We start from the raw sequence: 21,582 nt of genomic DNA, 5'->3' as shown, positions 1-21,582 counted from the left end.
GGACCAAAGCGGCCCGAATCTGTGCGGTTGAGGGTATCATTTCGCGGCAACATTGTGATCTGTTTCCGAAAATTGCATTAATCCCGCATGACTTTCCCGATTGTTCACAGTTCTGACCCCGTGGCCCTGTTTGGCGGCGGTGCGGCGGATTTGGCGGATGTGGCCGCCGTTCAGGCCCTTGCCACCCGTTTCGTGGCCGCCGACGGGGGGGCAGAGGTGGCCCTGCGCGCGGGTGTGGCCCTGGATGCGGTCATCGGGGATTTCGATTCCGTGTCGCCGGAGACGCTTGCGCAGATCCCTGCCGACCGGCACCACCGCATTGCCGAGCAGGACAGCACCGATTTTGACAAGGCGTTGCGGCATATCGCGGCACCTCTGGTTCTGGCCGTGGGCTTTCTGGGCGGTCGCGTTGATCATCAACTGGCCTGTCTCAGTGTGCTGGCCCGCTATCCAGATCGGCCCTGCATCCTGCTGGGGCCTGAGGAATGCGTTCTGCTGTGCCCGCCTGCATTGGACCTGGACACCCGGGCAGGGGAGGTCGTGTCGCTTGTTCCACTTGCACCGGTGCAGGGGACATCCGCCGGATTGCGCTGGGGCATTGACGGGCTGGTGTTCGATCCGATGGTCCGGGTTGGCACGTCGAACATGGCGGAGGGGCCGGTTGCGTTAACCATGACAGCGCCCGCGATGATCCTGATCGTGCCGCGGCGCTGTCTGTCATCCCTTACGCGGGCGCTGGTGCACGCGTCCCGACCCGCGCGATGGCCCGCTCGCGCAGGACAACGTAAAGACCCGCCGCAATCGTGATGCAGATGCCCACGGCGGCAAGGCCGTCAGGCAGGTCGCGGAAGACCAGAAACCCGATGATCGTCGCAAAGGGAATTTCAAGATATTGCATGGGCGCCAGCGTGGCCGAGGGCGCATAGCGCAGCGACCAGGTCATCAGAAGATGGGCGGTTGTACCCAGCAGGCCGATCGACAAAAGGAGGCTCCATTCCACCGCATCGGGTCGGATCAGTTCGATCCCCGGCAGGTCATAGCCCTGCAGAAGGAACACCAGCGGTGCCATGATCACGATGGCCATCACGCCGCTGACCGCTTGCAGCCCGATCGGATCGGTTTCCTTGGCGATCTGGCGGGTCACCAGCATGAAGACAGAGAAATTCAGAGCCACGAAGAGCGGCAACAGGGCGGGCCAGCCGACCTGAACGAAGCTGGGCTGCACGACCATCAGCGTGCCGACAAATCCGATGATGCAGGCCACAAGACGGCGGCTGCCAACTTCTTCGCCCAGCACGTATTTGCCCAGGAGCAACATGATGAACGGCATGACAAAGGCGATGGCAACCGCGTCCGCGAGTGGTAGATATTGCAAGGCAGTGAACATGGCGCCGATGCCAAGGATGTGCAGCACGGTTCGGAACAGGGTCAGCCAGAATACCCGGCCCTGCATCCGCCACAGGCGCGACCCGACCCAGACGATCGGGATCAGGATCACCGCCTGCACTGCAAAACGGACAAGCACCAGCTGGCCGAGGGGCACAGATTGGCCCAACACTTTCGCCACCGCGTCCCCCACCGGGGCCACGATGCAAAAGCCCAGCATCAGAAGGATGCCGAGAAGAGGGCGATCTTGAGCCATGGGTTAACGCTATCTGTTCGACCGGTGAGCGCAACACCTGGTTTGGGGCGTGGATGACGCTATTTCGCGTCAAGGTTGCGCGATGGGAGATGTCCGCCGCGTGCACTCTTGGCTTCGCCAATTCGCCCACCCACCGGACCCGGGGTGTCTTGCCTCATGCTTACCACGTCATATCGCGGCTGCGCAGGCAGGCGCGATCGGTGGCAACGCGGGATCCGGATCTGCAACCCACCGTTCCGAGCCTCTGCGGGCCTGCAATGTCGAGGCCCGTGCCACTCCGGGCGGATCAGCAATTCGGCACGTTCACCGCCAATCCCCCCAGCGAAGTTTCCTTGTACTTCTCGCTCATGTCCGCGCCGGTCTGCCGCATCGTCTCGATGCAGGCGTCAAGCGGGACAAGATGCGTGCCGTCTCCGCGCAGGGCAAGGCTGGCGGCGCTGACCGCCTTGATCGCCCCCAGCCCGTTGCGTTCGATGCAGGGCACCTGCACCAGCCCACGCACGGGGTCACAGGTCATGCCCAAATGATGTTCCAGTGCGATCTCGGCGGCGTTTTCGATCTGGGCGGGCGTGCCCCCCATCACGGCGCAGAGACCGGCGGCGGCCATGGCGGCGGCACTGCCCACTTCGGCTTGGCAGCCAGCCTCCGCCCCTGAAATGGAGGCGTTGTACTTGACCAGCCCGCCAATCGCGGCGGCGGTCAGCAGGAAGTCCTCGATATGGGCTTCGGATGCGCCGGGCACGTGGTCGAGGTAATACCGCAGGGTCGCGGGCAGCACGCCTGCGGCCCCGTTGGTGGGGGCGGTGACCACCTGACCGCCCGCGGCGTTCTCTTCGTTCACGGCCATGGCATAAACGCTCATCCAATCGTTGATCGTGTGCGGCGCGGTCAGGTTCATGCCGCGTTCCTCGATCAGCTTGTCGTGGATGCCCTTGGCCCGGCGTTTCACGCCGAGACCACCGGGCAGGACACCATCGGTGCAAAGACCGCGCGTGATGCAATCATTCATCACCTGCCACAGCCGTCTGGTGCCTGACCGCAGATGCGCATCGCCATTGCGCGACACCTCGTTGGCGCGCTTCATGCCTGCAATGGTCTTGCCGGATGTCTCTGCCATCTCGAGCATCTCGGTGGCGGTCTTGAACGGGTAGGGGACGGGCGCGCCCTCGTCGGTGGCCTTGCCTGCGGCCAGCTCCTCCTCGGTCATCACAAAGCCGCCGCCGATGGAATAGAAGACCTGGCGCAACGTGACGTCGCCCTGGGCATCCGTGGCCATCAGGATCATGCCGTTGGCGTGGCCCGTCAATTGCGTGTCGTAATCAAAGATCAGGTCCGCCCCGGGATCGAACCGCAGCGCTGGCAGGCCTTCGGGGTGGAGAAGATGCGTGTCGTGCAGGGCGGCCAAGGTCGCTTGCGCCTGGTCATGATCATAGGTGTCCGGCACGAACCCGGCCAATCCCAGGATCGTGGCCCGGTCCGTGGCGTGGCCCACGCCGGTGAAAGCCAGGGAGCCATGCAACGAGGCGCGCACACCTGCAAATTGGAAGGGCGACGCGCGCATCATGTCCAGAAACCGGGCTGCTGCCACCATCGGCCCCATGGTGTGGGACGAGGACGGGCCGATGCCGACCTTGAACATCTCGAAGACAGAGAGAAACATCTAGAGCGCCGATCCTTCCGGTGGGGTGGGCAGTTGCGGAGCGGTGAACGGGTGCGCACCAAGGCCCTCGGCCCGGGCCACGCGGTCCACAGAGGGTCGTGTTTCCAGCATTTTGGTCAGGCGGTCCAGTGCCGGATAAGCGCCCAGATCGCACCAGCCGGTCCATCTCGCCGGATAGATGCGGCACCACCGCAGAATGCATGCAATGTAATAGTCGAGGACCCAAGGCGCGCGCGCGCCGTCCTTGTCCAGGCTGGCATAGTATCGATCCAGCACGGTCAGGGCCCCGGGCAGCGCCATGTCGGCCGCACTTGCGGTGCGCAGCTTCGTCCGCAACCTGGCTTGGGCCTCGTCGTCCGGCCCGACGTATTTCCACGGATAGAACATCATCCGCAACTGCGCGTGCAGGGTGTTGGACGTGAAAAAGAGTGTCGACAGGAAGGCGGGCCGCCTCGCGCTGCCTGGCTCGGGTGCCATCGCCCGGTGCGTGTCCGCCAGCCACAGCAGGATCGCGGCGGTTTCGAACATCACACCTTGCGGCGTTTCCAGTGCAGGGATCAGACCGGCGGGGTTCAGCGCCCGGAATGCCGTGGATTGGTGCGCCTGAACCGCACGGTCCACCAGCGCCACCTGATAGGGGAGGCCCAGATCCTCGAGGACCAGCCGCACGATCATCGAGGCATTGTCGGGCGCATAGTGCAAAACATAGCTCATGCCCCGTCATGTACCCCGCCCGCGCGGCGGGCCGATGTCTCAAAACGACCAAATCGTCCAGGTTTGGGTCAATGTTAACCGGGCCTTTACCAAGCTGCGATTTCCTGCCGGGCAGGAGGATGTGCCCATGCGCTGGATCTTGTTGCTGATGTCTGTTCTGGCCTGTGCGATGCCATGGCGGGCGGCTTTTGCCCAAGAGGTGTCGGGACAGGCCCTGGTGGACGCGCTGGTCGCGCGTACGCCGGGCACGACCCTGAACCGGATGCGGGCGCGCCCGAATGACTTTGTGCAAGAGGCGGCGGGGCTCATCCTTGGCTATGGCGGGCCCGAGGGATTGAGCGCTGCGGATATCGAGACGGCCATTGCCGCCGAACACGCCCGGAGCCGCGCGCGTGAGATGCGGCGGCTGCTTGAGGCGGACCTGAACGATGATCTGAGCGTCACGCGGGCCGAACTGGACGTGCTGTTGCGGGCGGCCTCGGCCACGATGCGCGGGCGGCTTCTGGTGTGGCACAGGTCGGCGGATGCCGATGACAATGGCACTGTCAGCTGGGCTGAATTACGTCGTCAGGCCGCCTTGCGCGCCGATGCCGACCTGTCGGACACCGCGATGGCGGCGATGCGCGAGATGATGACCTTTGACCTGAATGGCGACGACCGGGTTCAGCTGGACGAGGTGCTGGAGGCGATGGAACTGCTGGGCGCACCGGCCTGATCTGCCGTTTCCCCGGCGCCGGCGCGCAAATTGCGTCCCAAGGGGTCGCAACGGACGCGCGGGCTGCGTATAAGCGGCTCAGCACTTGGGGAGTCGTCGAACATGTCCGGAGAATTGTCGCCCATCGACAAGGCCAAATTCGTCGCCGCGAAACGCGCGGCCGACTACGTCGAAGATGGGATGCGCGTGGGACTGGGCACCGGATCAACGGCGGCCTGGCTGGTGCGCTGTCTGGGCGAACAGGTCCGCGAGGGCGGATTGCGGTTCAAGGGCGTGCCCACGTCCACCCGCACCGCCGATCTGGCGCGCGAGGTCGGGATCGAGGTGATCAGCCTGGACGAGGCGCGGTGGCTGGACGTGACCATCGATGGCGCGGACGAATTTGATGGCGACCTGAACCTGATCAAGGGCGGCGGCGGCGCACTGTTGCAGGAAAAGATCGTGGCGACAGCCTCTGATCAAATGGTGGTGATCGCCGATATCGGGAAAGAGGTAGAGCATCTGGGCGCCTTCCCCCTGCCCATAGAAGTGATCCCCTTCGGTTGGCAGACAACGCAGGCGCTGGTCGAGGAGACCCTGATTTCCATGGATGTGCTGGGCCGGCAATCCAGCCTGCGCATGAACGGCGAACGTCCCTTTATCACCGACGAGGGCAACTATATCCTGGACCTGCATTTGCAGCGTATCGGCAATCCGCGCCAGCTGAGCCTGGTGATCAATCAGATGCCGGGTGTGGTTGAAAACGGCCTTTTCATCGATATTTGTGATGCGGTCGTGATTGGCTACGGTGATGGCAGGGTCGAAGTGCGCGACATCAACGAAGGCACCGTGGAACAGGATCGGCTCGACTTTCTGGAAAGCGACAATCTGTTCACCGACCTTGCAGACTAAGGACCACACCCATGGCTGACTATGATTACGACCTCTTTGTCATCGGGGGCGGTTCCGGTGGTGTGCGCGCGGCGCGGGTCGCCGCGGGCGAGGCGGGGGCCCGCGTGGCCCTGGCCGAAGACGACCGCTATGGCGGCACATGCGTGATCCGGGGCTGTGTCCCCAAGAAACTGATGGTGTTTGCCAGCGAATTCTCCGGCACGGCTGATGTCGCCAACGCCTATGGCTGGAACATGACAAGTGGCAGCTTCGATTGGTCGGGTTTTCGCAGCCGCCTGAACACCGAACTGGACCGGTTGGAGGATGTGTACCGCAGCCTTCTGAAAAATTCCGGGGTCGAGACATTTGATGCGCGCGCCACGCTGAAGGACAAGCACACCGTCGCGTTGTCCACGGGCGAGACCAAGACCGCCAAGACGATCCTGATCGCAACCGGTGGCCGTCCGGTGCGACCCGACCTGCCAAATGCGGACCTTGGCATCGTCAGTGACGACATCTTTCACCTCGACACGTTGCCAAAGTCGATCCTGATCATCGGTGGCGGATACATCGCCTGCGAATTTGCCTGCATCCTGCATGGGTTGGGCGTGCAGGTTACACAGTATTATCGCGGTGCGCAGATCCTGCGCGGCTTTGATGACGAGGCACGCGGCCTGATTGCCGAAGCCATGCGCGACCGGGGCATCGAACTGCACACCGGCACCAACATCGTCCAGATGGGCCCGGCGTCGGATGATCATTCAGGTCCCGTGCCGACGGCATCGGACGCGGCCATGGGGGCCAGCGCGCAGCAGGAGGAGATCATGGCCTATGGCGGGGTCAAGGATGACGCGCAGGGGGACCGCACGGGGCCTGTCTGGGTCAAATCGACCAACGGGCGGGAACAGGTGTTTGATGCCGTTCTGTTTGCTACGGGCCGCGATCCGAACAGCACCGATATGGGGCTGGAGGAGGTCGGCATAGAGGTGGGACGGCGCGGTGAGATCCTGGTCGATGAGTATTCGAAAACCGCCGTCGACAGCGTCTATGCGATCGGCGACGTGACCAACCGGGTCAACCTGACGCCGGTCGCCATCCGCGAGGGCATGGCCTTTGTCGAAACTGCGTTCAAGGACAACCCCACGGCAGTGGATCACAGCCTGATCCCGTCGGCCGTGTTCACCCAGCCCGAAATGGGCACCGTCGGCCTGAGCGAGGAAGACGCACGCGAAAAGGAGGAGGTCGAGGTGTATTGCACGTCGTTCCGTCCCATGCGCACCGCCTTTGCCGGAAAACCCGACCGCGTGTTGATGAAACTGGTGGTGTCCAAGGCCAACCGCACCGTCCTGGGCTGTCACATCGTCGCACCGGACGCGGGCGAGATGATCCAACTGGCCGGTGTCGCCATCAAGATGGGCGCCACCAAAGAAGATTTCGACCGGACGGTGGCGGTGCACCCCACCATGTCCGAAGAGATCGTGACAATGCGAACCCCGATGCGGACTGCTTGAATTTCGGGGCAAAAATCACAGGTAATGCAAAGGTGTGGCACAGGCCGCACGGCAAGAGGAGAACAATACCACATGGCTGGCAATACAGGCGGCCCCTGGGGGGGTGGCGGAAACTCGGGTGACGGTGACGGCGGACGCCGGAACGGTTCCGGCGGCGGCGGTGGCCGCGGCAGTGGCGGGCGCGGTCCCGGTGATGAGGGTCCGCAGATCCCCGAAATCGATGAATTGGTCAAAAAAGGCCAGGAACAGCTGCGCGTCCTGATGGGCGGTCGCGGCGGTGGCGGCACCGGTGGCGGGCGCGGATCGGGCGGCGGCGGTGGTCCGTTCCTGACACGCGGCACGCTGGGTCTTGGGGCCCTGGCCGCGATTGTGCTTTGGGGCTTGGCAAGTTTCTACACTGTCCGGCCCGAAGAGCAGTCAGTCGAATTGTTCCTGGGCGAGTTTTCATCCGTCGGCAATCCGGGCCTGAACTTTGCCCCGTGGCCCGTCGTGACGGCAGAGGTGATCCCGGTCACGCGCGAACAGACCGAAGAGATTGGAGTGGGCGGTCGTGGAGGCGATGCCGGCCTGATGCTGACGGGCGACGAAAACATCGTCGATATCGACTTTCAGGTGGTCTGGAACATCACCCAGCCGGACAAGTTCCTGTTCAACTTGCGCGATCCGCGCCCGACAATCCGGGCCGTGTCGGAATCGGCCATGCGCGAGATCATCGCGCAATCGGAACTGGCCCCGATCCTGAACCGTGACCGGGGTGCCATTGCGGCCCGTCTTCAGGAACTGATCCAGTCCACGCTCGACAGCTACGATTCAGGTGTGAACATCATTCGCGTCAACTTTGACAAGGCCGACCCGCCGGAATCCGTGATCGCCGCCTTCCGCGACGTGCAGGCCGCGGAACAGGAACGGGACCGCTTGCAAAACGTGGCCGACGCCTATGCCAACCGGGTGCTGGCCGAAGCACGGGGTCAGGCGGCCCAGCTTCTGGAAGAGGCAGAAGGCTACCGCGCCCAGCAGGTCAACCAGGCACAGGGTGAGGCAAGCCGCTTCTCTGCCGTGCTCGAGGAGTACCTGAAAGCGCCCGAAGTGACGCGCAAGCGTCTCTACCTTGAGACAATGGAACAGGTGCTTGGCGACATCGACAAGATCATCCTGGACGAAACCCAAAACGGCGGAGGCGGGCAGGGCGTTGTCCCCTATCTTCCCCTGAACGAGTTGCGCCGCAGCGGAGGGACCAACTGATGCGTAGATCTGCATTTCTTCTGCCCATTGTGGTTGTGATCGCGGCCATTGGCCTGTCATCCCTGTACATCGTGGACGAACGTGAAAAAGCGCTTGTGCTGCAATTCGGCCGTGTCGTTGACATCAAGGAAGACCCCGGCCTGGCCTTCAAGATCCCGCTGATCCAGGAAGTCGTGCGCTATGACGACCGCATTCTCAGCCGGGATGTCGAACCGCTCGAAGTGACACCTCTGGATGATCGTCGTCTGGTTGTCGACGCCTTTGCCCGTTACCGGATCACGGATGTGAACCAATTCAGGCAGGCCGTCGGTACAGGTGGCGAATTGGCCGCCGAGCGCCGGATTGACGGCATTTTGCGGAACGAGTTGCGCGAAGTGCTGGGCTCGGTATCGTCCAACGATATCCTCAGCTCTGACCGGGCAGCCCTGATGCTGCGCATTCGCAACGGTGCCATTGCCGAAGCCCGCGCGCTGGGTATCGAGGTGGTGGACGTGCGCCTGAAGCGTACCGACCTGCCTGCGGAAAACCTGGATGCCACCTTTGAACGGATGCGGGCGGAACGCGAACGCGAGGCCACCGACGAACGCGCCCGCGGTAACGAGGCGGCCCAGCGTGTGCGCGCCCAGGCCGACCGGACCGTCGTGGAACTGACATCGGATGCCGAACGTCAGGCCGAGATCATCCGTGGTGAGGCCGACGCGCGTCGCAACAACATCTTTGCCGAGGCGTTCGGCGCTGACCCGGAGTTCTTCGAGTTCTACCGGTCGCTGACCGCGTATCAGCGCGCGCTCAGGGGCGAGAACTCGACCATGGTGATGTCACCGGATAGCGAATTCTTCAACTACCTGCGCTCTGACCAGGGGACGCGCAGCGCCGAGGGAGACTGACGTCATGGCTTGGGTCCTTCTGGCCCTCGGACTTGTGATGCTTGTGGAGGGGCTGGCCTATGTGCTGGCCCCTTCGCTTATCGAGCGCGTGCTTGAGATGCTGCGGAGCCTTCCCGAAAACGCCCGCCGCCAATTCGGGGCGCTGGTCCTGGTCAGCGGCCTGATCTGCATCTGGCTCGCGTTTTTCATCGGATTGTAAGGTCTGTGCCTCACGTTTGATCACGGAATGATCACGCGTTGTTGAAACGCGGATGTGCTGAACCATCTTTGATGTTGCAAGCGTGCAACCCTACATGCACCCTGTGCGCAGTTGCGCATGAACGTGTGCAAATCGACCGAAGCGGTCACCAAGACTAAGCAGGAGTACCCTGATGCAGCGACAGGCAATCGCCCTCTCCAGACAACACTCACAAATGCCCTACTTGCGCGCCCTCTGGCTGGGCGCACTGACGCTGGCCTTTGTGCTGGTGCAGGCGCTGATGGCGCAGGCCCGCCCCGAAAGCCTCGCGCCGCTGGCCGAGCAGATCAGCCCGTCGGTGGTGAACATCACCACCTCGACAGTGATCGAAGGCCGCACCGGCCCACAGGGCATCGTGCCCGAAGGCTCGCCCTTCGAAGACTTCTTCCGTGAGTTCCAGGATCGCAACGGCCAGGGCGACCGCCCCCGCCGCTCCTCGGCCCTTGGCTCTGGTTTCGTGATCTCCGAAGACGGGTTCATCGTGACCAACAACCACGTCATCGAAGGCGCGGACGAGATCAATATCGAATTTTTCAACGGTGACGAACTGACCGCCGAACTGGTCGGCACCGATCCCAACACCGATATCGCCCTGCTGAAGGTCGAAGCGGACGGCCCCCTGCCTTTCGTGCCCTTCGGCAACAGCGACACGGCCCGCGTGGGTGATTGGGTCATCGCGATGGGTAACCCGCTGGGGCAGGGGTTCTCAGTCTCGGCCGGGATCGTATCGGCGCGCAACCGGGCGCTCAGCGGCACCTATGACGACTACATCCAGACAGATGCGGCCATCAACCGGGGCAACTCGGGCGGTCCGCTGTTCAACATGGACGGTCAGGTGATCGGTGTGAACACCGCGATCCTGTCACCCAATGGCGGGTCCATCGGTATCGGTTTTTCGATGGCATCGAACGTGGTGACCCGTGTGGTCGACCAGTTGCAAGAGTTTGGCGAAACCCGTCGCGGTTGGCTGGGTGTGCGCATTCAGGACGTGACGGATGACATTGCCGAAGCCATCGGCCTTGAAAATACGGCGGGCGCCCTTGTGACATCCGTGCCGGATGGCCCTGCCAAGGATGCAGGCATGCAGGACGGTGACGTGATCCTGAACTTTGCCGGGGTCGAAGTTGCCGATACACGCGGTCTGGTCCGTCAGGTGGGCAACAGCCCCGTGGGCGAAACCGTGCGCGTGGTTGTGTTCCGCGATGGCGACACTGTGACCCTGCGCGTGACGCTGGGTCGCCGCGAAGAAGCCGAAGGCGCCGTGCCTGCCGTGGCCCCCGTCGAAGACGAACCGGCCGAGGCCGAAACCAAGGACGTGCTTGGGCTGACGCTGAGCACCCTGTCGGACGAGTTGCGCGAACAGCTGGGTGCGGCGGCAGATCAGGAAGGTCTGGCGGTGATCGAAGTGGACGAAACCTCGGAAGCCTATGAAAAGGGGCTTCGCGCGGGCGACATCATCACCGAAGCGGGGCAGCAGAAGGTCGACAGCATCGCCGAGTTCGAGGCACGCCTCGAAGAGGTTGAGGCCGCCGGACGCAAGTCACTGCTGCTTCTGGTGCGCAGGGCAGGTGATCCGCGCTTTGTCGCGCTGGGCCTTGCAGAGTGAGCCACACCACCGGAAACTGACAGCAAAAGGCGCCCTGCGGGGCGCCTTTTTCGTTTCGGGTGGACCGGCGTTGCACGCGTAAGACGCACGTGTCGGTGTGCCCGCGGGTCAGGCGGGCTGCGCCACGGCGATCAGACCCAGTTTGCGCGCGGCTGCAATGGACAGCACCTTGCTGTCCAGCCCCTCGGACTGTTGATAGCGGCCGATGGCTGCGCGGGTGCGCATGTCCAGCTCGCCCGTGATCGGACCCCGGTAGAAGCCGCGCGCGTCCAGCGCCCGCTGAACCGAGGCGATGAAATCAAGCGTCACCTGCGCCTCGCAGATGATCTCGTACCAGCTTTCGCGGCGGGGTTTCACGACCTCCTGCTGCGTTTCGGTCTTGTAGATGGGCGGGGCCTGGACACGGCCATCGCTGCTGATCTGTGCGGGTTGCAGCTGCACTTTGCGGGTCACGGTTTCGACCACGGCGGGGGTGATGGTCTTGCCCCAGCACGTGCCGGGGGCCGCGCCGGGCGGGGCCGTGGCCAGCGATATGGGATCGATATTGGCCGCCGATGTGACGGTGCCATTTTCGGCGCAACCTGCAACAAGGACTGCCGCCGCAAGCGCGGTGATGAAAGGTCTGATGGTCATGCTCGATGCCTCTGATTGGGCGTTTGCGGGCACCATAGACGCGCGCGCCCGCTCTGCCTAGCCCCGTGCCCTCAACCGCTCTTGCGGCTTTCCCAGGTCTCGGTCCGGGCCTCGGCCCCGATCTGACGGCCTGTGCCTTCGGCCAGAAGCTGGTCCAGCAGGGGCGAGATATCCTCGATATCCTCGGCCAGCACATGGGTCACGTTATGGGCGCGCTGCATCCGACCCGTGACCTTGAGCATCCGCCCCGCCACCACGGCCCGGCGAAAGCGTTCATAGATATGCCGCCAGACAATGACATTCACCACGCCCGTCTCATCCTCAAGCGTGATGAAGATCACGCCCTTGGCCGTGCCGGGCCGCTGGCGCAGGATCACCAGCCCCGCCACCGCCACCCGCGCATTCACAGGCGGTGCACCCAGTTCGGACGCGCGCAGGCATGCGGGCGGGCGGGGCCAGGCTGCGGTGTGGCCGACAGAGGGGGCGGGATAGACCTGCATGAGAACAAAGATAGAACAAAATCCCCGTGTCGCAAGCGGAAAAGACAGGGGTCGCAAAAGGGGCTGGCAGCCTTATCTCCTGCCCGGTAGAGATATGCGGAACGTGAATTGAAGGGGCAAGAGATGGCCAAGATCACCTATATCGAACATGGCGGCACGGAACATGTGGTGGACGTCGCCAATGGCCTGACGGTCATGGAAGGCGCACGCGACAACAACATTCCCGGCATCGAGGCCGATTGCGGTGGCGCCTGCGCCTGTTCGACCTGCCATGTTTACGTGCACGCGGACTGGGTCGAAAAGCTGCCCGCCAAGGACGATATGGAAACCGACATGCTCGACTTTGCCTACGAGCCGGACGAGACCCGCTCGCGCCTGACTTGCCAGCTGAAAGTGACCGACGCACTGGACGGTCTGGTTGTGCAGATGCCCGAAAAGCAGATCTGAGTGATGCGCGCATGACAAGGGAGGCGCCGCGTCTGCTGTCACGTTTCCTGCGTCGTCCCGCCCGCGGCGCGTTGCAAAAGGTGCGCCCGTGGCTGATGTCGCTGGCGCTTGTGGTGCTGGCAGGCCCCGTGTCGGCAGATGTGATCGCCGCAGCCCGCTATACGGAGCCGACCGACCGCTATGCCCATGGCATATTGGGCGACGCCATCGAATGGGGCGCGCTGGAACTTGAAATGACGGACGGGGCGATCCGCCGCTTTGTCCTGCCCCGTGATCATGTGTTCGAGGACGTGGCCCCGCGTCTGGCAGACCTGGACGGCGACGGTGCACCCGAAGTTCTGGTGGTTGAAACGGATGTGATGGCCGGCGGCGCATTTGCGATTTACGGCGCACAGGGCAAGATCACCGAAACGCCCCATATCGGCACCCGTAACCGCTGGCTTGCCCCGTTGGGGGCTGCCGATCTGGATCAGGACGGCGTGGTCGAGATCGCCTATATCGACCGCCCGCATCTGGCCAAGACCCTGCGCATCTGGCGGTACAAGGACGGAACCCTCACAGATGTTGCCGCCATGCCGGGCCTCACCAATCACCGCATCGGAGAGGTCGACATCGCAGGCGGCATCCGCACCTGCAATGGCGTCCCCGAAATGATCCTTGCCACCGCCAACTGGTCCGACCTTGTGGCCCTGCGTTGGGACGGCACCACCTTCCAGCGTGCCACTCTCGGGGGCGACACGACACGCCCCGCCTTTGCCCGGGCGATGGCGTGCAACTAGCGCGCGTCGCCACGCTGCTGCTGTGCCTGTGCGCCGCACCTGCCGCAGCCCAGGACCGCCTGACACCCGAACAATTCCTGGATCTGGTCGCGCAGCGCACCGCATCCTTTTCCACCTTTCCCGACCGCCAGCCCGTGGGAACCGAGCAGTTCCTGTCGCGCACCCGCACCGTCTGGGCCCGTGCCAATGGCACATGCGCCTATGGCACCGTGACCGTGACCGAGGGGCAGGTCTGCTTTGACTATGACGATGATCCGCCCGGCGTGCGTCATTGTTGGGTGCCGTTTCTGCGGGATGCACGCCTGTTCGTGGCCTCGACGGACGATCTGGGCGAGGTGCAGGAGGTTGTCGAGATCAGCGACGACCCGGTGGGCTGCACGCAGGTGCCGATTTCCTGACGCCGCATCTGCCCCTTGCGTGGGTTGACATCGCCGGAGCCTCCGGCGGGAGTTTATCTGGCAAAGTGAAAGGGATCAGGTCGCCGTATCGAAGGATCAGCGATGATCAGTCAAGCGCGCGCCAACCGATATCGCGCCGACAGAAGCCGCCCGGAAAGTCGATGGCGTCCACCATGTCATAGGCCGCATCTGCCGCTGCCCGCAGCGATGGCCCACGGGCGGTGACGTTCAGGACACGCCCGCCCGATGCGGTGATCGCCCCCTGCTGTTCCGTTGTGCCAGCGTGAAACACCATCTGGTTGCTGGTGCCGGGCAACGCATCGAGGCCCGAGAGGATTGCACCCTTTTGGTAGGTGCCGGGATAGCCGTCCGCGGCCATCACCACCGTCATCGCGTGATCGTCGGCCCAGTTGACCTGCGCTGTGCCCAGCCGTCCTTCGGCTGCGGCATGCATCAGGTCCAGCGCTTGCGCGCCCAACCGCATCATCAGGACCTGGCATTCCGGATCGCCAAACCGCACATTGTATTCGACCAGGCGCGGCGCCCCGTCCCTGATCATCAGGCCCGCATAAAGCACCCCCTGATAGGGCATGCCGCGAGCCGCCATCTCGGCCATTGTGGGGCGGATGATCTCGTCCAGCGCCCGTTCTGCCACGTCTTCCGTCAGGACAGGCGCCGGAGAGTAGGCACCCATCCCGCCGGTATTTGGTCCGGTGTCGCCCTCGCCCACGCGCTTGTGGTCCTGCGCCGTGCCGATGGGCAGGACATCCGTGCCGTCACACAGGACAAAGAACGACGCTTCCTCGCCGTCCATGAACTCTTCGATCACCACCTCGGCGCCCGCATCGCCAAAGCCGCCGCCGAACATGTCGTCGATGGCCGCGTGCGCCTCTGCGACCGTTTCGGCGATGATCACGCCCTTGCCGGCGGCCAATCCGTCAGCCTTGACCACGATCGGGGCACCCTGCGCACTGACATAGGCGCGGGCCGCTGCGGCATCGGTGAAATGCCCATACGCTGCCGTTGGGGCGCCCGCCCTGTCGCAGACCGACTTGGTGAACGCCTTCGAGGCTTCCAACTGGGCCGCCGCCTGGCTGGGGCCAAAGACTAGGACGCCCGCATCGCGCAACCGGTCGGCCACGCCCGCGGCCAAAGGTGCCTCTGGCCCGATGATGACGAAATCGATGCTCTCGGCCTCGACAAACCCCACGACGGCGCCGCCATCCTCGATGTCCAGCGCGGCGCATTCCGCAATGGCCGCGATGCCCGCATTGCCCGGCGCCACCACCAGACGATCGCATTTCGGGTTCTGCAACACCGCCCAGGCCAAGCTGTGCTCGCGGCCGCCGCCGCCCAGAATGAGGATGTTCATCGCTTGCTCCTTGGCCTTCGCTGGCTTGCGTTCTAAGCTGGCGGAACCCGCTACACAAGGATGGCTCATGAACCTCGTTGACGATCCCATTCCCGGTTCAAACACGCCCGAATTCTCGGTCTCGGAAATCGCAGGCAAGGTGCGCAAGCTGATCGAGGGCGAACTGGGATGGGTGCGCATCAAGGGCGAGGTCGGGCGCGTGGTGCTGGCGCGCTCCGGGCACCTCTATTTCGACCTCAAGGATGACCGCAACGTCCTGTCCTGCATGACGTGGAAAGGGCAGGTGTCGGGGCTTGGCACCATGCCCGAAGAAGGGATGGAGGTGGTGGCCGAGGGGCGTATGACCGCCTCGGGCTTCCAGTCCAAATTCTCGCTCAATGCAGAACGGATCGCGATTGCGGGGCAGGGCGCGCTGATGGCGCTGCTGGAAAAGCGCAAGAAGGCGCTGGCGGCAGAAGGGCTGTTTGACGAGGCACGCAAGCGGCCCTTGCCCTATCTGCCCGAGGTGATCGGGGTGGTCACGTCGCTGCAAGGCGCGGTGATCCGCGACATCCTGCACCGTCTGCGCGACCGCTTCCCGCGCAAGGTGCTGATCTGGCCCGTCGCGGTCCAGGGGGCCAATTGTGCGCCGGAAGTGGTGCGTGCGATCCAGGGATTCAACGCGCTCAACCCCGGTGGCGCCATGCCACGGCCCGATCTGCTGATCGTGGCGCGCGGGGGCGGCTCTGTCGAAGACCTGTGGGGCTTCAACGAAGAGATCGTGGCACGGGCCGCGTCGGCGTCTGATATCCCGCTGATTTCGGCGGTCGGGCACGAAACGGACACCACGCTCATCGACTTTGTGTCGGACCGGCGGGCGCCCACACCGACGGCGGCGGCGGAAATGGCAGTGCCGGTGCGGCACGAATTGCTGGCCTGGGTCGAACAGGCCGGTGCGCGCATGGTGGGCGCGGTCAGCGGAGCGATGCAGCGCCGCGACCAGCGCCTGCGCGACCTGGCCCGCGCCTTGCCACGGGCCGATGCGCTGGTCGAAGGGCCGCGCCAGCGGTTGGACGTGATTGGCGGGCAGCTGGGCCCGGCCCTGATCGCGGGGGTGCAGCGGCGCAAGGTGCGCCTGTCGGACATATCCGGCAGCCTGCGCCCGGCCACATTGCACCGCGGCATCGCGGCAGAGGCCCGGCGTCTGAACGGAATGTCGGCGCGGCTGGGCCCGGCGTTGGCGCGGGCTGCTGCAGGGCAACGCGATCGGTTCGTATCCCGTGCCGCGCGCCTGACACTGGCCCGTATCGCGCAGGACGTGGCGCGCAAATCGGAACGGCTGGCCGATGTGACCGACCGCCTGCAGGCGGCGGGTCAGCGCCAGCTGGGCGATCTGCACCGCAAGCTGGACGCCATGGACCGGCTGCGCGAAACGCTCAGCTACAAGGCAACTCTGGCGCGGGGCTATGCCGTCGTGCGGGGCGGGGGTGCGGTGCTGACCACAAGGGCGCAAGCCGAACAGGCCAGCGGGCTGGAGATCGAGTTTACCGATGGCCGTCTCAAGCTGGGTGGCGGCAAGACTTCGGCCCGGAAGGCCGGCACAAAGCCACCCGAACAGGGGTCACTGTTCTAGGGCGCATCAGGCCGTGCGCGGCCACCTACACCCCGATCTTGGGGCCCAGACAGACCATCTCTTCGCCGATGTCCTGCGCTTCATACAGGGCGGTGCTGGTCGGGTTGTTCTCGAATGTCGCGATCAGTCCGCCGGGCCCTTTTTCAAAGGTCCAGCATTGCGGGTCGGGCCGGTCGTCATAGACAAAGCAGATCAGCGGCCCCTCGGCATACCAGCGCCCTTCCTTGCATTCGCCATCCAGGAATGACCAGGTCACGCGCCGGTTTTCGTGATAGATTTCAGCGCCATAGGCTTCGCCTGACCGCCCGTAAAACAGCGTCTTTCCGGTGACATAGGCTTCGAATTCGGCAGCGCTCATCGGCTCGGACGAAACGGCATTGGCGCACAAGGCCAGTGCGATGATCAAACTGCGAAACACCATGACCCCACTGTGGCAGAGCGGGTCAGCGCCCGCCAGTGGTCTAGGCCGTGCCCGGCATCAAATCGCCTTGAGCCACAGACCCCGACCAGCGGGCCACCCGTCTGTCCATCATCCGCCGCCACACGGGCGGCACCAGCGCAATCACGGCCATGACGGGCAGTGAATGGGGCAGCATCGGCATCGTCTGCGCATCAAGGTCCAGTTGTGGAAATGCCGTGGCGGGGCGCGCGTGATGTGCGGAATGACGGGGCGCATTCAGCATCATGGCGGACGAATACCAGTGCGGCGCGTTCCAGGAATGGGCCGGCCCCATGGGCTCGCGCCGCCCATCGGGCAGCGTGCGTCGCCGTAAGCCATAGTGCTGCACGTAATCCGACAGCATCAACTGGACCTGCGCATAGGTACTGACCAACACAAGCCCCAGCAGCCCGGCCGGTCCCGCCAGCGCATGGGCCGCGGCCAGGCTCAGCGCCGCGCCCCCAACATACAGCAGGTAGGGCGCGGGCCACGCGGCACCGCCATGACGTTGACGTTCCGCCCGCAATCCGGCCCGAAAGCTGCCAATCCATGTGCGCGGCAGGTAGGTCCAGAACCCTTCGCCGCGCCGTGCGGTCGCGGGGTCTTTTTCGGTGGCTGCATGGATGTGATGCACCAGGCGATGCGCGCTGGTATGATGCCCGAACAGGATCGAGGCGTAACAGGCCGCGCCCAATCGAAAGGGCCAGCGCCCCGACCGGTGGATCAGCTCATGCGCGTTCGAATTCGAGATCTGCCCGAAATAAAGCCCGGCCGCGATGACAATCAGCGCCTTGTCCAGCGTCGTCAAATCCGTGCCCATGGCCCAAAGCGTCAGGCCAAGCAGCACGAAGTGCGTTATTCCCAGGGCTTCGGACAGGCGGTGTCCCGTCGCATCCGATACGGCCGGGCGCACGGGCAGCTTGTCCAGAAAGAACACCACAACCGTGATGACCAACAGTGCTGCGGCAGGCCACAGCCCACCCCACAGGCAGGCCGCCGCCAGGCACAGGCCCGGCAGGCCGCTCGCAACGGCAAAGGGCAACAGCGTTCGCATGGTCGCAGAATCACTCCGATTTTCGCCGGCGCACCCTAGCACGGTGCGCCCGCGCGCACAGGTAACAGCCATTTGCTGCCAAAGCGTGACCCATTGGCGGCGACATGGTGACGATAGGCGCGTGGATTGACCTGCGGGGCGTCGCTTTTGGGCTGATGGGTGGGCCGTGACGCTGGTAGGTTCGCGCCACGACAAGGGCAGGAGTGCGTGCGATGGCGCTGGATCAATCGACCAAGGGCAAGGGCGTCTGGAAATCAGGCAAGGGCAAGGGGCGCGTGCGCCCCAAGGGCCGTGCGCTCGAAGACGGGCCCTGGGATGAGGTGCGCGCACTGCTGGGCGACCAGCCCCGCCGCCGCGACCTGCTGATCGAATTCCTGCACCTGATCCAGGACAGGTACGGCCACCTCTCTGCCGCTCATCTGCGGGCGCTGGCCGAAGAAATGCGACTGTCCATGGCCGAGGTCTACGAGGTCGCCACCTTCTACGCCCATTTCGACGTTGTGAAGGAAGGCGAAACACCGCCCGCAGCGCTCACCATCCGGGTCTGCGACTCGCTGAGTTGCGAATTGGCGGGCGCCCAGCAGCTCAAGGCAGCGCTGGAAGACGGGCTTGATCCCACTGAGGTTCGCGTGCTGCGCGCGCCCTGCATGGGGCGTTGCGACACGGCCCCCGTGCTGGAACTGGGTCACAACCACATCGACAACGCCACGCCTGAAAAGGTGCAGGCCGCCATCGCGGCGGGTGACACCCACGCCCACGTCCCTGCCTATGAAACACTCGAAACCTACCGGGAAACAGGCGGTTACGATGCACTCCTCACCCTTCGCGCAAACGGCAACTGGGAAGACGTGCAAACGAAAATCAAGGACAGCGGCCTCCGGGGCCTGGGCGGCGCGGGTTTCCCGTCAGGCACCAAATGGGGCTTTGTGCGTGCCAATGCAGGCCCCCGCTACCTTGCCGTGAACGGGGACGAAGGCGAACCCGGCACGTTCAAGGACCGCTACTACCTCGAACGCACGCCACACCTGTTCCTCGAGGGCATGCTGATCGCCGCCTGGGCGGTCGAGGCCGACACCTGTTTCATCTATATGCGCGACGAATACCCCGTCGTGCTTGAAATCGTGGCGCGCGAAATCAGGGCACTGGAACAGGCAGGGATCGTCGCCCTCGGCTTTATCGACCTCCGCCGCGGCGCCGGGGCCTATATCTGCGGCGAAGAATCCGCGATGATCGAAAGCATCGAAGGCAAACGCGGTTTGCCGCGGCACCGGCCCCCTTACGTGGCCCAGGTCGGCATTTTCAACCGGCCCACACTGGTGCACAACGTCGAAACGCTGCACTGGATCGCGCGCATCTGCCGCGAAGGACCAGAGGTCCTCAGCAGTACCGAAAAGAACGGGCGCACGGGCTTGCGCAGCTACTCAGTCTCGGGCCGCGTCGCCAAACCGGGCGTCTACCTGCTGCCCGCAGGCTCCACCATCACCGACATCATCGAGGCGGCGGGCGGCATGGCCGACGGCCACGTGTTCAAGGCCTACCAACCGGGTGGCCCATCCTCGGGCCTGCTGCCCGCCACCATGCACGACATCCCCCTCGATTTCGACACGCTGCAACCGCACGGCACCTTCATCGGGTCGGCAGCGGTGGTTGTCCTGTCGGATCACGACCGCGCCCGCGACGCCGCCCTCAACATGCTGAAATTCTTCGAAGATGAAAGCTGCGGCCAATGCACCCCTTGCCGGGTGGGCTGCGAAAAGGCGGTCAAGCTGATGCAGGCCGACAGATGGGATCAGGGTCTGCTGGATGAACTCTGCACCGCCATGACCGACGCCTCGATCTGCGGGCTGGGTCAGGCGGCCCCGAACCCGATCAAGCTGGTGATGAAACATTTCCCAGACGAGGTCTGAGGCTCACCAGTTCTTGTAAACGGCGCAGGGGCATCCCTGCGCCCGCACTTGTTGGCACTTCCGTGACACCGCAGCCCGGTCGTTCCCGGTCATCCGCGCCATGTGATAGCCGGGCCGTCCATTTACGCGATTCTTCACAAATATGATGTCGATCTTGGCCTGGGAGGCGGCAGGGCATTGCTGCGCTACGCGGTCCGCGCGGGTCCGGGCGGCAGCCTTCGACGCTCCAAATCCAATCTGCGCACCCCACTTGGGCAAGGTCGGTTTGCCGGGCACCCCCTTGATTGCGCTGACTTTCCGGCTGCCCGCCATGGCCAGGCAGGCAGGCATGAACGCCGCGTCGCCTTCCAGCGCGAAATCATGTGTCTTGGGCGGCGCATCCCGCCATTCCTCTGCCGTCAGGCCGGTGATGATCTGCACGTAATCCATCGTTTCACGCGCCAACCCGCCCCCTTCGACAAACCCGTCTGCACGACCCTCGCCCCCGTTATAGGCCACCGCAGCCAGCCCCGAATTGCCATAGCGCCGCTGCAATTCGGCCAGGTAGTGGGCTGACCGTTCCATCGCCTCGGCTGGATTGTAGCTGTCTGAAAAGCCGCGCAGTTTCGCGGTGCCGGGCATGAACTGCGCAATCCCCTGCGCCCCGGCAGGGCTCAGCGCATTGGCGTCAAACCGGCTTTCCTGCCACAGAAGCCGCGCGAAAAACCCCGGGTCCAGCATATGCCGGGCACTGGCCCCTTCAATGTGCTGGCAGATGTCAAAGGCGGCATGTTCGGGGCGGATGCAGGCCACCGGCCCCAGGCTGCCCGACGAACACAACGTCCCCGGCGCCCGCGCCATGGCCGCACCTGGCGCCCAAAGCGCGACGACCCACAGGACCACTGCCCAGAACTCACACCTTTTCATGACAGACCGCTCGTATTAGGTCAGGAACAGATCAAGTATCGGGGCATCATGGCATTTTTCAAGAAACTCAAGGACCGTCTGTTCAAATCCTCGTCCAAGATCGACGAAGGGCTTGAGGCGATTGTCGAAGATGGCGGCGTGGAAGAGGCCGCAGCGCCTGACCCCGAAATCATTCCGACACCCGATCCGACCCCGGTGCAGACGCCCATGGAAATGCCCCCGGTCTCCGATCCCATGCCCGCCCCGGCCCCGCTTGAGGCGCCGCAGATCAGTGACCCCGAGCCGGTCTCCGAACCAATTGAGCCGCCTCTTGCACCCGAGCCGGATCCGATCATTGTTCCAGAGCCAGAGCCAGAGCCAGAGCCAGAGCCAGAGCCAGAGCCAGAGCCAGAGCCAGAGCCAGAGCCAGAGCCAGAGCCAGAGCCAGAGCCAGAGCCAGAGCCAGAGCCA

At 64.3% G+C, this 21,582-nt stretch carries 22 protein-coding genes and 1 pseudogene; 14 read left to right on the top strand and 9 right to left on the bottom strand.

Translation table 11 applies throughout. The features are described from left to right. Positions 1–87: 87 nt before the first annotated feature. A complete protein-coding gene (locus tag Q0844_RS12570; RefSeq protein ID WP_299045353.1) occupies positions 88–807 on the top strand; it encodes a thiamine diphosphokinase in 720 nt (239 codons plus the stop codon). Here Q0844_RS12570 and Q0844_RS12565 read toward each other — a convergent pair. The 3 genes from Q0844_RS12565 to Q0844_RS12555 all read right to left on the bottom strand — a co-directional run bounded on the left by Q0844_RS12565 (position 725) and on the right by Q0844_RS12555 (position 4,016). Further along, positions 725–1,642 carry a DMT family transporter gene (locus Q0844_RS12565; protein ID WP_299045351.1) on the bottom strand — a complete coding sequence of 306 codons (918 nt, stop codon included), beginning with the start codon at positions 1,640–1,642 and terminating at the stop codon, positions 725–727. The genes Q0844_RS12570 and Q0844_RS12565 overlap by 83 nt on opposite strands. 286 nt (positions 1,643–1,928) lie before the next feature. Beyond that, entirely contained in the window at positions 1,929–3,302 is a 1,374-nt protein-coding gene (locus Q0844_RS12560; RefSeq protein WP_299045350.1) for an L-serine ammonia-lyase, read from the bottom strand. After that, positions 3,303–4,016: a glutathione S-transferase gene (locus tag Q0844_RS12555; RefSeq protein ID WP_299045349.1), complete on the bottom strand. Its 714-nt coding sequence runs from the start codon at positions 4,014–4,016 to the stop codon at positions 3,303–3,305. Between the two features lie 127 nt (positions 4,017–4,143). Here Q0844_RS12555 and Q0844_RS12550 point away from each other — a divergent pair, with 127 nt between their 5' ends. The 7 genes from Q0844_RS12550 (at position 4,144) to Q0844_RS12520 (ending at position 11,085) form a co-directional block, all read left to right on the top strand. Beyond that, entirely contained in the window at positions 4,144–4,731 is a 588-nt protein-coding gene (locus Q0844_RS12550; RefSeq protein WP_299045348.1) for an EF-hand domain-containing protein, read from the top strand. Positions 4,732–4,833: 102 nt separating this feature from the next. Further along, a complete protein-coding gene (rpiA, locus tag Q0844_RS12545; RefSeq protein ID WP_299045347.1) occupies positions 4,834–5,622 on the top strand; it encodes a ribose-5-phosphate isomerase RpiA in 789 nt (262 codons plus the stop codon). Positions 5,623–5,633: 11 nt separating this feature from the next. Beyond that, on the top strand, positions 5,634–7,112 hold the full coding sequence (locus Q0844_RS12540; protein ID WP_299045345.1) for an FAD-dependent oxidoreductase: 1,479 nt from the start codon (positions 5,634–5,636) through the stop codon (positions 7,110–7,112). Between the two features lie 72 nt (positions 7,113–7,184). Next, on the top strand, positions 7,185–8,354 hold the full coding sequence (gene hflK / locus Q0844_RS12535; RefSeq protein WP_299045344.1) for an FtsH protease activity modulator HflK: 1,170 nt from the start codon (positions 7,185–7,187) through the stop codon (positions 8,352–8,354). Then, positions 8,354–9,241, top strand: coding sequence for a protease modulator HflC (hflC, locus tag Q0844_RS12530; RefSeq protein WP_299045343.1), 888 nt, complete (start codon positions 8,354–8,356; stop codon positions 9,239–9,241). Before hflK ends, hflC begins: the two co-directional genes overlap by 1 nt. Before the next feature lie 4 nt (positions 9,242–9,245). Then, positions 9,246–9,440 (top strand): DUF2065 domain-containing protein, encoded by a 195-nt coding sequence (locus tag Q0844_RS12525; protein ID WP_299045342.1) that lies wholly within the window; start codon positions 9,246–9,248, stop codon positions 9,438–9,440. 172 nt (positions 9,441–9,612) lie between these two features. Continuing rightward, on the top strand, positions 9,613–11,085 hold the full coding sequence (locus Q0844_RS12520) for a Do family serine endopeptidase (protein ID WP_299045340.1): 1,473 nt from the start codon (positions 9,613–9,615) through the stop codon (positions 11,083–11,085). Positions 11,086–11,193: 108 nt separating this feature from the next. On the opposite strand, the gene Q0844_RS12515 is transcribed toward Q0844_RS12520, so the two are convergent. Both Q0844_RS12515 and Q0844_RS12510 read right to left on the bottom strand, forming a co-directional pair. Next, complete coding sequence (locus tag Q0844_RS12515; RefSeq protein WP_299045338.1) at positions 11,194–11,718, bottom strand: peptidoglycan-binding domain-containing protein; 525 nt, start codon at positions 11,716–11,718, stop codon at positions 11,194–11,196. A gap of 71 nt (positions 11,719–11,789) precedes the next feature. Next, positions 11,790–12,218, bottom strand: coding sequence for an OB-fold nucleic acid binding domain-containing protein (locus Q0844_RS12510; RefSeq protein WP_299045336.1), 429 nt, complete (start codon positions 12,216–12,218; stop codon positions 11,790–11,792). 123 nt (positions 12,219–12,341) lie between these two features. Here Q0844_RS12510 and Q0844_RS12505 point away from each other — a divergent pair, with 123 nt between their 5' ends. The 3 genes from Q0844_RS12505 to Q0844_RS12495 are packed head-to-tail and all read left to right on the top strand — an operon-like array spanning position 12,342 to position 13,842. Beyond that, entirely contained in the window at positions 12,342–12,665 is a 324-nt protein-coding gene (locus tag Q0844_RS12505; RefSeq protein WP_299045334.1) for a 2Fe-2S iron-sulfur cluster-binding protein, read from the top strand. Between the two features lie 11 nt (positions 12,666–12,676). Further along, positions 12,677–13,444: a VCBS repeat-containing protein gene (locus Q0844_RS12500; protein ID WP_299045332.1), complete on the top strand. Its 768-nt coding sequence runs from the start codon at positions 12,677–12,679 to the stop codon at positions 13,442–13,444. Continuing rightward, complete coding sequence (locus tag Q0844_RS12495; RefSeq protein WP_299045331.1) at positions 13,435–13,842, top strand: hypothetical protein; 408 nt, start codon at positions 13,435–13,437, stop codon at positions 13,840–13,842. Before Q0844_RS12500 ends, Q0844_RS12495 begins: the two co-directional genes overlap by 10 nt. Positions 13,843–13,948: 106 nt before the next feature. Here the strand turns inward: Q0844_RS12495 and purD are convergent, their stop codons facing one another. After that, on the bottom strand, positions 13,949–15,214 hold the full coding sequence (gene purD / locus Q0844_RS12490; protein WP_299045330.1) for a phosphoribosylamine--glycine ligase: 1,266 nt from the start codon (positions 15,212–15,214) through the stop codon (positions 13,949–13,951). Between the two features lie 67 nt (positions 15,215–15,281). Here purD and xseA point away from each other — a divergent pair, with 67 nt between their 5' ends. Continuing rightward, positions 15,282–16,826 carry an exodeoxyribonuclease VII large subunit gene (gene xseA, locus Q0844_RS12485; RefSeq protein WP_299045328.1) on the top strand — a complete coding sequence of 515 codons (1,545 nt, stop codon included), beginning with the start codon at positions 15,282–15,284 and terminating at the stop codon, positions 16,824–16,826. 25 nt (positions 16,827–16,851) lie between these two features. On the opposite strand, the gene Q0844_RS12480 is transcribed toward xseA, so the two are convergent. Then, complete coding sequence (locus Q0844_RS12480) at positions 16,852–17,247, bottom strand: hypothetical protein (protein ID WP_299045326.1); 396 nt, start codon at positions 17,245–17,247, stop codon at positions 16,852–16,854. A gap of 40 nt (positions 17,248–17,287) precedes the next feature. Further along, positions 17,288–18,319: an alkane 1-monooxygenase gene (locus Q0844_RS12475; protein WP_366523004.1), complete on the bottom strand. Its 1,032-nt coding sequence runs from the start codon at positions 18,317–18,319 to the stop codon at positions 17,288–17,290. Between the two features lie 212 nt (positions 18,320–18,531). On the opposite strand from Q0844_RS12475, the gene Q0844_RS12470 reads away from it, so the two are divergent. Further along, positions 18,532–20,226: an NAD(P)H-dependent oxidoreductase subunit E gene (locus tag Q0844_RS12470; RefSeq protein WP_299045324.1), complete on the top strand. Its 1,695-nt coding sequence runs from the start codon at positions 18,532–18,534 to the stop codon at positions 20,224–20,226. Between the two features lie 3 nt (positions 20,227–20,229). On the opposite strand, the gene Q0844_RS12465 is transcribed toward Q0844_RS12470, so the two are convergent. Further along, positions 20,230–21,132, bottom strand: coding sequence for a lytic transglycosylase domain-containing protein (locus tag Q0844_RS12465; protein WP_299045322.1), 903 nt, complete (start codon positions 21,130–21,132; stop codon positions 20,230–20,232). Between the two features lie 48 nt (positions 21,133–21,180). Between Q0844_RS12465 and Q0844_RS12460 the strand changes: the two are divergent. Next, positions 21,181–21,582 (top strand): annotated as a pseudogene (locus Q0844_RS12460) (signal recognition particle-docking protein FtsY); the annotation flags it as partial.

The sequence above is a fragment of the uncultured Tateyamaria sp. genome (genome assembly GCF_947503465.1).
Classification (GTDB): Bacteria; Pseudomonadota; Alphaproteobacteria; order Rhodobacterales; family Rhodobacteraceae; genus Tateyamaria.
The sequence above is the reverse complement of the archived record's forward strand: the minus strand, read 5'-3'. Positions and strand labels throughout refer to the sequence as shown.

Coding starts and splice junctions, on each gene's coding strand:
- Q0844_RS12570 (WP_299045353.1), top strand. CDS start 88: ATGACTTTCCCGATTGTTCACAGTTCTGACCCCGTGGCCCTGTTTGGC.
- Q0844_RS12565 (WP_299045351.1), bottom strand. CDS start 1,642: ATGGCTCAAGATCGCCCTCTTCTCGGCATCCTTCTGATGCTGGGCTTT.
- Q0844_RS12560 (WP_299045350.1), bottom strand. CDS start 3,302: ATGTTTCTCTCTGTCTTCGAGATGTTCAAGGTCGGCATCGGCCCGTCC.
- Q0844_RS12555 (WP_299045349.1), bottom strand. CDS start 4,016: ATGAGCTATGTTTTGCACTATGCGCCCGACAATGCCTCGATGATCGTG.
- Q0844_RS12550 (WP_299045348.1), top strand. CDS start 4,144: ATGCGCTGGATCTTGTTGCTGATGTCTGTTCTGGCCTGTGCGATGCCA.
- rpiA (WP_299045347.1), top strand. CDS start 4,834: ATGTCCGGAGAATTGTCGCCCATCGACAAGGCCAAATTCGTCGCCGCG.
- Q0844_RS12540 (WP_299045345.1), top strand. CDS start 5,634: ATGGCTGACTATGATTACGACCTCTTTGTCATCGGGGGCGGTTCCGGT.
- hflK (WP_299045344.1), top strand. CDS start 7,185: ATGGCTGGCAATACAGGCGGCCCCTGGGGGGGTGGCGGAAACTCGGGT.
- hflC (WP_299045343.1), top strand. CDS start 8,354: ATGCGTAGATCTGCATTTCTTCTGCCCATTGTGGTTGTGATCGCGGCC.
- Q0844_RS12525 (WP_299045342.1), top strand. CDS start 9,246: ATGGCTTGGGTCCTTCTGGCCCTCGGACTTGTGATGCTTGTGGAGGGG.
- Q0844_RS12520 (WP_299045340.1), top strand. CDS start 9,613: ATGCAGCGACAGGCAATCGCCCTCTCCAGACAACACTCACAAATGCCC.
- Q0844_RS12515 (WP_299045338.1), bottom strand. CDS start 11,718: ATGACCATCAGACCTTTCATCACCGCGCTTGCGGCGGCAGTCCTTGTT.
- Q0844_RS12510 (WP_299045336.1), bottom strand. CDS start 12,218: ATGCAGGTCTATCCCGCCCCCTCTGTCGGCCACACCGCAGCCTGGCCC.
- Q0844_RS12505 (WP_299045334.1), top strand. CDS start 12,342: ATGGCCAAGATCACCTATATCGAACATGGCGGCACGGAACATGTGGTG.
- Q0844_RS12500 (WP_299045332.1), top strand. CDS start 12,677: ATGACAAGGGAGGCGCCGCGTCTGCTGTCACGTTTCCTGCGTCGTCCC.
- purD (WP_299045330.1), bottom strand. CDS start 15,214: ATGAACATCCTCATTCTGGGCGGCGGCGGCCGCGAGCACAGCTTGGCC.
- xseA (WP_299045328.1), top strand. CDS start 15,282: ATGAACCTCGTTGACGATCCCATTCCCGGTTCAAACACGCCCGAATTC.
- Q0844_RS12480 (WP_299045326.1), bottom strand. CDS start 17,247: ATGGTGTTTCGCAGTTTGATCATCGCACTGGCCTTGTGCGCCAATGCC.
- Q0844_RS12475 (WP_366523004.1), bottom strand. CDS start 18,319: ATGCGAACGCTGTTGCCCTTTGCCGTTGCGAGCGGCCTGCCGGGCCTG.
- Q0844_RS12470 (WP_299045324.1), top strand. CDS start 18,532: ATGGCGCTGGATCAATCGACCAAGGGCAAGGGCGTCTGGAAATCAGGC.
- Q0844_RS12465 (WP_299045322.1), bottom strand. CDS start 21,132: ATGAAAAGGTGTGAGTTCTGGGCAGTGGTCCTGTGGGTCGTCGCGCTT.